Below are 12526 nucleotides of genomic sequence, written 5' to 3'. Positions count from 1 at the left end.
TGATTGTCAGAAAATAAAAAACGATTGCAGTTGGTGGTAGCCAGCTGCAACACCACTAATCATTTTGCTCTCAATATTATTATCTTTATCTGTTTGGTATTCTTACTTAAATATAAGTATTTTTAACATTAGATAAGAAAAATCCATTATTGGTTTATTCGTGACAGGATTGTCATCATCAATTAATCGTTTAGACCTCATGCAGTTATTCTATTATTAATAAAGCGACTTATTTGATACTACTACTCTATCATGCTCAGCAAAAAATGAATCATTAGATCATAGTCTCTAGATAAAAGTAAAATGCACTGAATTATTTATAATCTCTTTATTTTTGAAAAAGGTTAAGCTACATTTATTCCTTTTTCACGGAAATATAATTTCATGGATTTTACAGCTATACTTTCTGCTCTACTCTCCTTTATTAGTTATTTTGCAATTGGTGCTGTTATGGTACTTGCATTCCTCTTTATTTATACACGTATATCGCGTCATAATGAATGGGTATTAATTAAACAGAATAATACCGCCGCTGGCCTTGCATTTATTGGTGCGATGCTAGGTTATATCACTCCGTTATCGAGTGCGATTTCTCATTCTATTAGTATTCTTGACTGTATAATATGGGGTGTTATTGCATTATTAGTTCAATTGCTTGTTCTTGGCGCAACAAAAATCTATATGCCAAAAATCAGTGAAAAAATAGAGCAAAATAATATATCCGCAGGCCTCTTTTTAGGTGGAACATCACTTGGATTTGGTATTTTGAATGCAGTAAGCATGAGCTATTAATGAATAATGATGTTCTATGAAAAATAAAAATAAAATCAAAAGAAAACAGCGTAAGTATAATAAGGCTCAAGAGGGGCCTGAATTAAAGCGTATTGGCCTTGATGTAAAAGATGAACCACGCAAAGGCGCTAATATACTTACGTTGGCAATTATGGGAGGAGCCGTTTTTTTGGGGTTACGCAGTTGCAGTGACGAATCACCAACACCCAAAATAACGATTTTCAAGGGGCTTAATGATTGTGAGCTTGCAGGTTATACCAACTCTTTTTGTAAACAAAAACAAGAAGAAGCACAACAAGAATTGAATAGAAGCATGGCGATTTACAATCGATTAGTTGATTGTGAATATCATTATGGGAAAGATAACTGTGTTTTAGTTCATCGTGCCCTTAATATAAGAGAATATCAGCAATGCTTATTACAATCAAAGCCAGAATATTGCGATAGCATACAGCGTGATGTTTATGGCCCCAAATTGGCTGGTTTTGCGCTTAATGAATTTCCGCAGCCAGCAAGTAGTAGTCATACAACCAGCTCTTACTCAGGCTCTCATTACTATTTTTCACGAGTTCGTCCATTTTATCGCGCTAAAAATGAACCGAATATTTATCATGAGCTAGGTTCATCCGATAAATGGGTTGCTGATGGTTCGAATAGGCTAAAGCCTGCGAAATATAGTAATAATTCGACTAAAACAACATCAAGAGGGGGCTTTGGGCATAAATCGGGGAGTAGAGGTGGTTAATTATGTTACGAATACCTGTAAAGCCACGCGAAGATTTAGTGCGAATTACGCAAGATTATGGTTTTGACTTCCATATTATCGACAATGAAATTTATTGGGATGAATCGCATGCTTATTGTTTTACATTAGCGCAAATTGAATCTGGCATCGAAGACCCAACCGAAGAGTTGCACCAAATGTGCTTAGAAGTAGTCAATTCTGCTATCAATGATGAACGTATTTTAGAAGCATTAGCCATACCTGAATTATATTGGGATGCGATTGCAAATAGTTGGCGAAATAATAAATCATCACTGTATGGGCGAATGGATTTTTCATGGAATGGATATCAGCCTGCAAAGTTGCTGGAATATAATGCAGATACCCCGACATCACTTTATGAATCGGCATTTTTTCAATGGCAATGGTTATCTGACATGACAGATAGAGGTATGCTTCCTGCAAATGCCGATCAATTTAATTCGATACAGGAAAAGCTTATCCAGCGTTTTTTATTGTGGCGCAATGAGCACCCTTTTTATTTTTGTTGCTGTGAAGGCTCCATTGAAGATAGAGGAACTGTTTTATATTTGGAAGATTGTGCGCGTCAAGCAGGGCTACAGACACAATTTATTTATGTGGAAGACATCGGATTAGGCTTAGGTGGTGTTTTTACGGATTTACAAGATCAAATTATTCACCAAGGCTTTAAATTATATCCATATGAATGGATGTTCCAAGATGATTATGGTCCGGTACTACGTAGTGAACGAACAGAATGGGTAGAACCTTTATGGAAATCCATTTTAAGTAATAAAGGGCTATTACCGTTATTATGGCGTTTTTTTCCTAATCACCCTAACTTACTTCCTGCCTATTTTGCGGATGAGCAGAGCGATATTGTGGGAAAATTAAAACAGGATATGGGGAAAGCGTGGCAAGGGTTTACGACAAAGCCATTATTTTCACGTGAAGGCGCTAATGTTTCATTATTTTTTAATAATGAGCAAGAAGTGATCACGCAAGAATTAGGGATGTATGCTCATGAGCCTAGAATTTATCAGGCGAGTGCTTTTTTGCCTAAATTCGGTAATGACTACACTTTAATTGGGAGCTGGGTGGTGGGGGATGCCCCAGCAGGGATCGGCATACGTGAAGATAACTCTTTAATCACAAAAGATACTTCTAGGTTTGTTCCTCACTATATTATGAATGAGTGAGAGAGAGTGAGTGTGAGGTAATGCTGTGAACCGTGCAATTTATTCATTTTTCAAAAATAAAATCAATGAGATGCTTTAGGATGAATACACAGCGGGAAGCTGGTGTTTGCTCCCGCTTTTTATCCAATGGCGCTGATTGATATTGCGGCTAAGGCAGCATTTCTAATCCTGCCACTTGCCTCCAATAACCATTACAACTCTTGTCATTGATGACCAGTGGCGCTTCTCCGGTTTGATTCGCTTTAAATTGCGCCAATATGTCTAGAGACTCAATGTTCTCCGGCGAAATACGTACAATATCAACCAAATCAATCATAGATGTTTGCTCATTACCTAGGTTGTAGCAATAGCCACTTTGTGTCTGTAACCCGTTGAGAGTAAACACTTGCTGTTGTTCTTGAGAGAACACCTTTCGCCCCTGAGGATAGTGAATGCAGCAAGTTTCACAATCATCTTTGGCACGATTTTCTGAACGGGCAGTAAAACAGCGAGCAGAGTAGGCCAGCGGTAAATGACCATAACTCATCACTTCTACTTCAAATTTGCCACGTATCCCCAATTCATCGCATTGATTGAGTAAATTGATCAACCAGTCACGAGAAAGCTCTACAGGCATACACCAACGCTGCATGCCTTGGCGTAATAATATATTGAGGGTCTGTGCGTTATAACAATTCAAACCATGGCCAGCAATAAAAGGAAGATGGCGCTCAGAGAGCATATTGACGACACCAAAGTCATGGGCTTCAACCAAAAAATCGCCATTATCAACGAGTTTACTTATTTCTTTAAGTTCGGAAGGTGCCTGCAATAGCGCTAATGTACTTAAGATAATCTGCTTGCCACTTAGCGCTAGCGTTTTTGCTAATTCAATCCAATCAGCCGGTTTCATTTCACGGCGCTTGCTACAAACCGTCTCACCAAGATAAATAATATCGGCTTCACTTTGTGCTGCTTGCTGATAAAAATCATATAGCTCTTGTTTAGGCCAGTAATAAAGAACTGACCCTAATGCATACTTCATCATCTATTCCTTATTATTGCCATTTACGATGGTAAGCGCCTAATGTGGTTTGGCTGCCTTCAGAAAGCCCACCCAGTACTTTTATCCATTGTGGATCTGCAATAAATTGCTCTGGGTTTGCATGATATGTATCGATAGCTTTTCGCCAGATGCGTGTCACTTCGGTGACGTAAGCAGGGCTGCGCTGGCGGCCTTCAATTTTGACCGAGGCGATATTCGCCGCCATTAGGTCTGGTAGTAATTCGATGGTATTGAGGCTAGTTGGCTCTTCGAGTACATGATATCGATGGTCATCCACCAAATAACGCCCTTTACAGAGAGTGGGGTAGCCTGCATTTTCATGACTTTGGTAGCGATCAATAAGCACTTCATTTAAGCGTGACTCCATGCCATGAGGCGTTTGTTGCCAACGAACGAAACGCGCGGGCGAGCATGCCCCAACAGTATTGGGGGATTCACCCGTTAAATAGGAAGAGAGATAGCAGCGTCCTTCCGCCATAATACATAGGCTACCAAAAGCAAAGACTTCTAAGGGGACAGGGCTACTTTTAGCGAGTTGTTTGACTTGATGAATAGATAGAACCCGAGGCAGTACAATCCGATGAACATTAAAATTGCGGGCATAAAAGCGAATCGCTTCGGTGTTGGTTGCTGAAGCTTGAACGGAGACATGACGTTCAATATGAGGGTATCGGTGTGCAGCATACTCAAGCATCGCGAGATCGGCAAGGATCAGGGCATCAGCCCCTAGCGAAGCCGCAAGATCGACCGAATCTTTCCAACGTTGAAAGCCATCTGGGTGAGCAAATGTATTGATAGCAATATGAAGTTTACGCTGATGTTGATGTATGTAGCGCTCTGCTTCTTGCAATTTTTTTTCAGTAAAGTTGAGTCCAGCAAAATGGCGTGCGTTAGTATCATTTTTCAAGCCAATATAAACCGCATCGGCACCGTTATCGACAGCGGCTTTAAGGGCCGGTAAGTTGCCTGCTGGGCAGAGTAATTCCATGGTATCTGTTCCAGTTTAAATTTTCGACAACTTAGCATTCTAGTCAACTCATGCGATGTAAATTTTGATTTAAGGCATTGAATTGGCTGTTGGCTATCTGTTTTTGTGGCTTATGAGGTCATGACTCCATGAGCTTTTTGGCATAATAAAAAATAAATGCTGGCGAGAAGTGTAAACCTTGATATAGGATCAAGTGAGTATTTATTTTCTCTGGCATGATATGACTATTCTATTATTGAGTATGTCGATATAAATGCCTGTTCTAATACTGATTTGCTACCGAGAGGCCGTAGCTGATGCTGGGGTGTGTATTTAACGGGCAGGCAATTGATACGGGAGTCAGTGCTGTGTTAGCTAAAATTCGTTCTCAACTTATTTCAAAAGGGCCTTCATTATTGAAGTTACCTTTAAAAGTGACCCCATTTGCAGTGCAGCGTCAAGTACTTGAGCAATTACTGAGCTGGCAGTTTCGTGAATCGGTCAAAGAAGGGGAATTGGATTTTCTCGAAGGGAAATGGCTGAAAGTTGAAGTCAGTGACCTTGATTTAGTCTGGTTCATTAGTTTGCAAAATGGCATGTTAATTGTGCGTAATCAAGAGCAAGCCGATGTCAGTGTCTGTGCTACAGCCAATGACCTGATCCTTATCGCGGCGCGTAAAGAAGATCCTGATACGCTGTTTTTTCAGCGCCGTTTGGTCATTGAAGGTGACACCGAATTAGGGCTGTATGTAAAAAACCTTATGGATGCTTTTGAGCTAGACAATATGCCGACACCCCTGCGTTTTGCATTACTACAATTGGCCGACTTGATTAAAACGACTCAACAAAATGAGGACACAGAGCATAAAGGCTCCGTGGTTGCCTCATGCTAATTCGTGTTGAAATTCCTGTCGATGCTATGGGGATCGATAAGTTACTGCGTGACACTTTCCCGACGGAAGCAGAAGCCGATCTGGTACAAAAGCTACGAGAAGACGGCTTATTGACTCTGGGTGTTGTTGCCACGAATGACAACGGCGAAGTGATCGGTTATGTCGGCTTTACACCTGTTGATGTCAACAATGAAGACGTTCAATGGGTTGGCCTTGCACCGCTTGCAGTGAGTAAAGCGCACCAAAAACAAGGCATTGGTGGGCAACTTATTTATGAAGGACTAGATAGTCTTAATGAGTTTGGCTATGGTGCGGTTGTGGTATTAGGAGATAGCAACTATTACCGCCGTTTTGGCTTTGAACCTGCCTCAAAATATGAAGTTTTCAGCCAGTGGCCTGAATTGCAAGAGCATTTTATGATTTGTGGGCTAGAAAATGGCAGCTTGAGTGATCACAAAGGGCGGGTGACTTACTCTTCACACTTTGATGTATTCTGATGCGTTAAGTAATCAAGGATATTAATGGGCTGGTCAATAACCAGCCTTTCTTTGGCGGCTTTACTCAGTTGTTTTATCTGATATTCCAATCTTGACGCGGTAGCGCGATCCCCAGCTAAACAATCAAATACTAGCGTGAGCGGCATTTTCCCCTTCAACGCTTTTGCGCCTTTTCCCTCTTTATGTTGGGTAAAGCGGCGCGAGACATCTGTGGTGATCCCACAATATAACCTGTTATTTTTCTCTCTAATTAGGTAAATGTACCAGTTTTTCTGCGTAGACATTTTATTTTGTTGCCCTATTTTTGACTTTCTGTGCTGAAATTTAAGGGGAAATAATTCATAAATAGACTAAAAATCTCGCGAACAAGGATAGCCATAACTTATTAAATTATAAATAAAAAATGACACATTAAAGTCATAAATTTGTAACCTAAAGCGTGGTTTTGATTCAAAATATTTGAACTATAACAGCAAAATTAGCTAATTTTCATCGTAACTAAAAGAGCATAATATGATCCATATCACAGGGGGAGAACAAAAATCCCTGATAAAAATGAATATACAATGAGGAAAACATTATGAAAAAATCAACATTAGTCGCTGCAACTTTGGCTTTAAGTGCTATTTCATTTGGTTCAATGGCTGCTGAAGAAGTTCAACATTCTAGCCAACCAGCTGCGGGTTATGTTTCTGTATCAGGTGCTGTTAGTGTTAATGACCTGACTGAAAAGTTAGCCAAAAAAGCTGATGAAGCTGGTGCAACTTCATTCCGTGTTATCTCAGCTGGCGGTGAAAACTCAATGAATGGTGTTGCTGCAATCTATAAATAATTTATAGTACCTAGCAAATGTAATACCAAACGTTCAGAACAGCTTAAGCACGCTCAGCGATAGGATGTACATATTCAAAGAGCGTGTTCTGAACGGTCAATATGGGCTTTTGCTATGAATGATGAACACGCCTTACAACATATCCAACGTTACTTTTCTCGCCAACACGTCTTTTCTCTATTTACTTGCCACGGCAATGATATCTGGCCTGCCAGTTGTTATTATGCATTTGATGCTAAGTCGATGAGTTTATTCTTTATGACCGATCCTGCTTCACGCCATGGTCAACTGATGACTGAAAATCCTCACGTCGCAGGGACTGTCTCTGCCCAAACGAAAGTGGTTAGCCAAATCCAAGGGCTACAATTTATTGGGCAAGTGATAGCGCTGGATGGGAGCTTACGACAGCAAGCCCATCAATTTTATTGTCGTCGCTTCCCTGTGGCATTGACGGCAAAACTGCCTGTATGGCGTTTGGAGTTACAAGAAGTCAAAATGGTCAATAATAAATTGGGTTTTGGCAGCAAGCTCTATTGGTCTAGAAATCGCTAGCGTAATTTATGGATCACTTGATTACTGCTTCCTCGCCAAAGTAACGCGGGGTCATGCAGCGCTTTTACAAATTTCCCATCAACCAGTACATTGATCAAACTCACCACCTTATGTTGCTCGGCGGTCAGTTCGGCAAATTGATAGCCTGTCCATAGCCAAATGTCTTTATCTGGACAAACGGTTTTTACACGTTTAACCAACTGAAAGATCGCTGATAAGTTAGCGGGATGTAGTGGATCCCCGCCGGAAAGGGATAAACCTTGCCGACGGATACGGGTATCTTGTAAGTCTTGAATGATCCTATCTTCCATTTCCTGAGTGAATGGAATACCGGAATCGAGGCGCCATGTGCTTTGGTTATAACATCCTCGGCACTGATGAACACATCCTGAGACGAACAGTGTGCAACGCGTGCCTGGACCATTCACGACATCAACAGGGTAATATTGATGATAATTCATACTATTAACCTAACTGCCCATTACCTAGGTGTTTGATACGTCGCTTCACTTCTTCTTGCTTGCCTGCATTAAATGGGCGTGCATCAGGGCTGCCAAGGTAACCACATACTCGGCGGATCACTGAGACACGGTTAGTATCATGGTTACCACAACGAGGGCAAACAAAGCCTTTACTGGTACAGTTAAACTCACCCGTAAATCCACACTCATAACATTCGTCTATGGGCGTATTTGTTCCATAATATGGAACATGCTCATAACTGTAATCCCAAACATCTTCAAGCGCTTTGAGGTTATGCTGCAAATTAGGATACTCGCCATAGCAGATAAAGCCCCCATTTGCGATGGCAGGGTAAGGCTGTTCAAAGTCTATTTTGTCGTATGGGTTCACGCGTTTTTCAACATCAAGATGGAAGCTATTTGTGTAGTAGCCTTTGTCTGTCACACCAGCTATTACGCCAAATTCAGCAGTATCAAGGCGGCAAAAACGATCACATAAGTTTTCACTAGGTGTACTGTACAGGCTAAAACCATAGCCAGTTTCTGCTTTCCACTCATCTGTTGCTTGGCGTAGGCGGTTAACAATCGCGATGGCTTTTTCCCTTAAGTGCTCACTGTCGTAAACATGGTTTTGCGTACCAAATAGTGCATTGATGGTCTCATGTAGTCCGATATAGCCGAGCGAAATTGAGGCTCGACCCTTTTTAAAGATTTCTGCAACGCTATCATCAGCGGCTAATCTTACACCGCAAGCCCCCTCCATATAGAGAATTGGCGCGACACGTGCTTTGACGTTTTCAAGGCGTGCGATCCGTGTCATAAGGGCTTTTTTAGCAATAGATAAACGTGCTTCTAACAGTTGCCAAAATGCGTCTTCATTGCCTTGTGCTTCAATGGCAATGCGAGGCAAATTAAGGCTGATCACCCCTAAATTATTGCGACCATCATGAATTTGTTGCCCCGCTTCTTCGTAGACCCCTAAGAAGCTACGGCAGCCCATGGGGGTTTTAAACGATCCGGTCACTTTAACAACTTGGTCATAATTAAGGATATCGGGGTACATGCGCTTGCTAGCACATTCAAGGGCTAACTGTTTGATATCATAGTTAGGATCACCAAATTGGTGGTTTAACCCTTTTTTAATGGCAAAGACCAATTTAGGGAATACGGCTGTTTTACGATTTTTGCCTAAACCTGCAATACGATTTTTCAAGATGGATTGTTGGATTAAGCGCGCTTCTTTCGAGGTGCCAAGACCAAAACCAAAGGTGACAAAGGGGGTTTGCCCATTCGCGGTATGCAATGTATTGACTTCATATTCTAGGGATTGGAAAGCATCATAGCACTCTTTTTCTGTTTGGCAGTCAGCATAACCTTGAGCATCATTGATCCCCCACGTTTCAGCCGTTTTAAGATGTTTTTCATAGCTGATGCGTACATAAGGAGCCAGAATTTCATCGATGCGATTAATCGTCGTACCACCATAAATATGGCTAGCAACTTGCGCAATGATTTGTGCAGTCACGGCGGTTGCTGTTGAAATTGATTTTGGCGGTTCGATCTCTGCATTGCCCATTTTAAACCCTTGCGTAAGCATGCCTTCAAGATCGATCAACATACAGTTAAACATCGGGAAAAAGGGGGCATAATCAAGGTCGTGATAGTGTATTTCTCCTCGTTCATGAGCGATAACGACATCACGAGGCAAAATATGCTGTTTGGCATAGTGCTTAGCCACAATACCAGCAAGTAAATCACGCTGAGTCGGGATCACTTTACTGTCTTTATTGGCATTTTCATTAAGCAGTGAAACGTTGCTTTGTTCGATAAGGCCGCGAATATCATGGGTAAGCTGGCTGCGTTTTTCGCGAGCACTATCCCTATCATGGCGATATTCAATATAGGCTCGAGCGAGGTCTTTATAAGGGCCTGACATTAGTTGATTTTCAACGGCGTCTTGGATCTCTCGAATATCGACTTTTTCACGGTTGCCAAGTTGCTCTGTGACCGTTGTAGCAACTTGAAGGCAATAGTCATCATCCTGAATATTCACAGCCGCTGATGCACGTTTTATTGCCTCTTGAATTCTTTGGAAGTCAAAGTTCACTTGGCAACCATCTCGTTTAATCACAACCGTTTTCACTGAAATGCTCCTTGTTGAGTTATCCACAACCTTAAACCTAGCGATAAGTTTCCGCTGCATGTGCGAAGGGAATGTGGATAAAACTGTGAATAAATACTATATGTAGTGTTTAGTTATATAATTAAAGCACAATATATAGTTTATTGCTCTTTTTTAGCTATCGATAATTTGATCCACAACAAGGAAAAAAATAAATTGTATGAATATCAAAAGCGGAGGAGATGAAAAATAAAAACGCCCCTAATTATTTAGGATGATGGCAACCTTGAGCACGTGATAGGTTTTCGAACAAATGGTTTTTTCCAACAGCGCGATATATCGAACGGTGACCTAAGTTGTGTCATTACTGCAATTGGCAACTTAAATGAGACTCTCCTATGCCATCATCATTGGATGCATGGAATATCACGCTCCCCCTGAACTGGCTTATGCTCTTTCCCGCGGAAGAAGCCATATTTCCCACTTTTTGCCGTTCAAGAGCTAGCGCATTTCTGACAAGATTTGGCGGGTTATACAGGCAAAGTGGCCACCAAAACTGCGGGCCAAATTATTTTGTTGACCATTATCAGAGCATAGGCGTGGCTCTGGATATTAATATCCAGTTGATAATCGATTAGTCGTATTGTCGATGGAGGATTTGAGTCGGTGAAGATTTTGAGGATAGGGCTTTGATAAGGGTATTGTTGGCATTTAAAGAGCGCTGATATGCGATGATGAGTAATATTTTTATTTCACTGTTAAAAAACAATAAATTATCATTAAATAAATTTAATAGCGAAAAGCGATAACGCATTTAATGAGTAATTAAGGTGGGTTATATTGTATTTAATGGGTTACACCTATGTTTATTATGGGTGTTCTTAGAGTGTGTCTAAGTTTATGAGCATTTTTTCTATTTTTTAATGGCGCCAAAAAATAAGCAATATTGAGGTTTTTTGTTTTATTATTGAAAAAAATAAAGCTATATCTCTTATAAAAATATCAAAATAATTAAATATGTAACAAAATGAAAATAGCGTTAAATAAAATCAACATACTCTCATTAAGAATAAGACATTGTTTGGAGATTTATATGATTTTGATTATCATGATTTATTGTAATCCATTGATATATAGTAACCAAATTAATATTTGGTTATGTCGATGCCATTAATAACAAACATTTAATAGTTATCACCTATCGAAATATGGAGACTTATCGTTAAAAACGTATTTACTCTAAATGGGGTTGGTTCTATATTCGCCATCAATTTATTATTTCAAAAATATCAAAATAATAGTTTTATTTTATGAATTTTTATTTGAGAAACTAAATTTAATATGGCAATGAAAATTCATCAAATATAAATATTGAGATTGTTTAAATAAAATAAGTTAGTGTAATTATTTCACGGAATGTTAATAATTAAATGTTAGATGTTTCTCCTATTTTAAGTCGATGAAATCAGTAATTAATATTTTAATTCCGGATACTATGCTCAACATTTTCGGGGAAATCTGACAGAATTTATTCTGTTCAGTCATGGTTAACTATGACGGCAAAATGTCAAATTAATTAATTCTATTTTAAGATTATATATAAATAAATTATATGGGTTAGCCTTAGCCTATAAGGAACTATTTGTCTCTTAGATATGGATAAGGGATAGGTAGCAGCAGGGACGATGTTTTTATTAATGATGTAACCTTTGCTTTATCAACAAAAAATGAAATTAACACTCTTCAATTTATGTGTGGTGACTGGTTTCTATTGTCTTTTTACTAGAAAGGAAAAATAAATGAAATTAACAAAATTAGCAGTTGCAACTGTATTTGCGGCGTCTGTTGTGTCATTTAGCGCAATGGCGGATAACACCGGAACGATTAACTTTGTGGGTACAGTTGTGAACACGCCTTGTAATATCGAGCAGTCTTCTCTGAAACAAACCGTTGATTTCGGTCAGCTGTCTCGTAAAGCGTTGGAAAGTGGTAAGCCTGCGGAAGCAGAGTTCGAGATCAAATTCACTGGCTGTGACTTTGCTAACTTTGGTAAAGATACTGAAGGTAACCCTGTTGCGGTGAAATCAATGGAACTCGTGTTTACTGGCCAAAGCTATGCAGATAAAGGCAACACGCTGCTGGCAACTTCCGCGGGGAATTCGAACAACCTCGGTATTTTGATTGATGGTTTTGAGTTCGGTAAAGCCACAGACGTTCTCCCTCGTATTGCCAACACAAATGGTGAAAATACTTTAATTTTTAAAGCATTGGCGAAAGCGGTTGATACCACTAAAGATGTTGCGGAAGGGCGATTCAGCGCCATCTCTAACTTCCGTATCACGTACCAGTAAGTCGATACATTGACCGTCAGTGAACGCTGGCGGCCAAGGGGCTCACGAAGAGGGGTAAAGTGCAATCTCG

13 protein-coding genes are annotated in these 12526 nt (G+C 40.0%); 8 read left to right on the top strand and 5 right to left on the bottom strand.

The window, feature by feature from the left end:
- Positions 1–384: 384 nt before the first annotated feature.
- The 3 genes from I3B46_RS19810 to I3B46_RS19800 are packed head-to-tail and all read left to right on the top strand — an operon-like array spanning position 385 to position 2736.
- Positions 385–792 (top strand): DUF350 domain-containing protein, encoded by a 408-nt coding sequence (locus tag I3B46_RS19810; RefSeq protein WP_004915844.1) that lies wholly within the window; start codon positions 385–387, stop codon positions 790–792.
- 16 nt (positions 793–808) lie between these two features.
- On the top strand, positions 809–1537 hold the full coding sequence (locus tag I3B46_RS19805; RefSeq protein ID WP_004915846.1) for a DUF1190 domain-containing protein: 729 nt from the start codon (positions 809–811) through the stop codon (positions 1535–1537).
- A gap of 2 nt (positions 1538–1539) precedes the next feature.
- Entirely contained in the window at positions 1540–2736 is a 1197-nt protein-coding gene (locus I3B46_RS19800) for a glutathionylspermidine synthase family protein (protein ID WP_004915847.1), read from the top strand.
- A gap of 148 nt (positions 2737–2884) precedes the next feature.
- Here I3B46_RS19800 and I3B46_RS19795 read toward each other — a convergent pair whose 3' ends face one another.
- Entirely contained in the window at positions 2885–3760 is an 876-nt protein-coding gene (locus I3B46_RS19795; RefSeq protein ID WP_053110804.1) for a U32 family peptidase, read from the bottom strand.
- Positions 3761–3773: 13 nt separating this feature from the next.
- Positions 3774–4769, bottom strand: coding sequence for a ubiquinone anaerobic biosynthesis protein UbiU (gene ubiU, locus I3B46_RS19790; protein ID WP_004915849.1), 996 nt, complete (start codon positions 4767–4769; stop codon positions 3774–3776).
- Between the two features lie 347 nt (positions 4770–5116).
- On the opposite strand from ubiU, the gene ubiT reads away from it, so the two are divergent.
- Both ubiT and I3B46_RS19780 read left to right on the top strand, forming a co-directional pair.
- The gene (gene ubiT / locus I3B46_RS19785) at positions 5117–5641 is read left to right on the top strand and encodes a ubiquinone anaerobic biosynthesis accessory factor UbiT (RefSeq protein ID WP_014657334.1); all 525 of its coding nucleotides are present in this window, start codon (positions 5117–5119) and stop codon (positions 5639–5641) included.
- A complete protein-coding gene (locus I3B46_RS19780; protein WP_004915851.1) occupies positions 5635–6138 on the top strand; it encodes a GNAT family N-acetyltransferase in 504 nt (167 codons plus the stop codon). The genes ubiT and I3B46_RS19780 overlap by 7 nt, the downstream gene beginning before the upstream one ends.
- Here the strand turns inward: I3B46_RS19780 and I3B46_RS19775 are convergent.
- Positions 6111–6422, bottom strand: coding sequence for a GIY-YIG nuclease family protein (locus I3B46_RS19775; protein WP_104873177.1), 312 nt, complete (start codon positions 6420–6422; stop codon positions 6111–6113). The genes I3B46_RS19780 and I3B46_RS19775 overlap by 28 nt on opposite strands.
- Positions 6423–6718: 296 nt before the next feature.
- Between I3B46_RS19775 and I3B46_RS19770 the strand changes: the two genes are divergently transcribed.
- Both I3B46_RS19770 and I3B46_RS19765 read left to right on the top strand, forming a co-directional pair.
- Positions 6719–6970, top strand: coding sequence for a DUF1471 domain-containing protein (locus tag I3B46_RS19770; RefSeq protein ID WP_004915853.1), 252 nt, complete (start codon positions 6719–6721; stop codon positions 6968–6970).
- Positions 6971–7084: 114 nt separating this feature from the next.
- The gene (locus I3B46_RS19765) at positions 7085–7522 is read left to right on the top strand and encodes a YhbP family protein (RefSeq protein WP_004915855.1); all 438 of its coding nucleotides are present in this window, start codon (positions 7085–7087) and stop codon (positions 7520–7522) included.
- Here the strand turns inward: I3B46_RS19765 and nrdG are convergent.
- Both nrdG and nrdD read right to left on the bottom strand, forming a co-directional pair.
- A complete protein-coding gene (gene nrdG / locus I3B46_RS19760) occupies positions 7519–7983 on the bottom strand; it encodes an anaerobic ribonucleoside-triphosphate reductase-activating protein (RefSeq protein WP_014657338.1) in 465 nt (154 codons plus the stop codon). The genes I3B46_RS19765 and nrdG overlap by 4 nt on opposite strands.
- Before the next feature lie 4 nt (positions 7984–7987).
- Complete coding sequence (gene nrdD / locus I3B46_RS19755) at positions 7988–10126, bottom strand: anaerobic ribonucleoside-triphosphate reductase (protein WP_014657339.1); 2139 nt, start codon at positions 10124–10126, stop codon at positions 7988–7990.
- A 1778-nt stretch (positions 10127–11904) separates the two neighbouring features.
- Between nrdD and I3B46_RS19750 the strand changes: the two genes are divergently transcribed.
- Positions 11905–12456 (top strand): fimbrial protein, encoded by a 552-nt coding sequence (locus tag I3B46_RS19750; protein ID WP_004915868.1) that lies wholly within the window; start codon positions 11905–11907, stop codon positions 12454–12456.
- The last annotated feature ends 70 nt before the right edge of the window (positions 12457–12526 follow it).

It is taken from the genome of Providencia sp. 2.29 (assembly GCF_015832305.1).
GTDB lineage: Bacteria > Pseudomonadota > Gammaproteobacteria > Enterobacterales > Enterobacteriaceae > Providencia > Providencia stuartii.
Note: the sequence above shows the minus strand (reverse complement) of the source record. Positions and strands in the feature narration are given on the sequence as shown.

What these genes read in the sequence shown, in the direction of transcription:
- I3B46_RS19810 (WP_004915844.1), top strand. Translation starts at nt 385, where the DNA reads ATGGATTTTACAGCTATACTTTCTGCTCTACTCTCCTTTATTAGTTAT.
- I3B46_RS19805 (WP_004915846.1), top strand. Translation starts at nt 809, where the DNA reads ATGAAAAATAAAAATAAAATCAAAAGAAAACAGCGTAAGTATAATAAG.
- I3B46_RS19800 (WP_004915847.1), top strand. Translation starts at nt 1,540, where the DNA reads ATGTTACGAATACCTGTAAAGCCACGCGAAGATTTAGTGCGAATTACG.
- I3B46_RS19795 (WP_053110804.1), bottom strand. Translation starts at nt 3,760, where the DNA reads ATGAAGTATGCATTAGGGTCAGTTCTTTATTACTGGCCTAAACAAGAG.
- ubiU (WP_004915849.1), bottom strand. Translation starts at nt 4,769, where the DNA reads ATGGAATTACTCTGCCCAGCAGGCAACTTACCGGCCCTTAAAGCCGCT.
- I3B46_RS19780 (WP_004915851.1), top strand. Translation starts at nt 5,635, where the DNA reads ATGCTAATTCGTGTTGAAATTCCTGTCGATGCTATGGGGATCGATAAG.
- I3B46_RS19775 (WP_104873177.1), bottom strand. Translation starts at nt 6,422, where the DNA reads ATGTCTACGCAGAAAAACTGGTACATTTACCTAATTAGAGAGAAAAAT.
- I3B46_RS19770 (WP_004915853.1), top strand. Translation starts at nt 6,719, where the DNA reads ATGAAAAAATCAACATTAGTCGCTGCAACTTTGGCTTTAAGTGCTATT.
- I3B46_RS19765 (WP_004915855.1), top strand. Translation starts at nt 7,085, where the DNA reads ATGAATGATGAACACGCCTTACAACATATCCAACGTTACTTTTCTCGC.
- nrdG (WP_014657338.1), bottom strand. Translation starts at nt 7,983, where the DNA reads ATGAATTATCATCAATATTACCCTGTTGATGTCGTGAATGGTCCAGGC.
- I3B46_RS19750 (WP_004915868.1), top strand. Translation starts at nt 11,905, where the DNA reads ATGAAATTAACAAAATTAGCAGTTGCAACTGTATTTGCGGCGTCTGTT.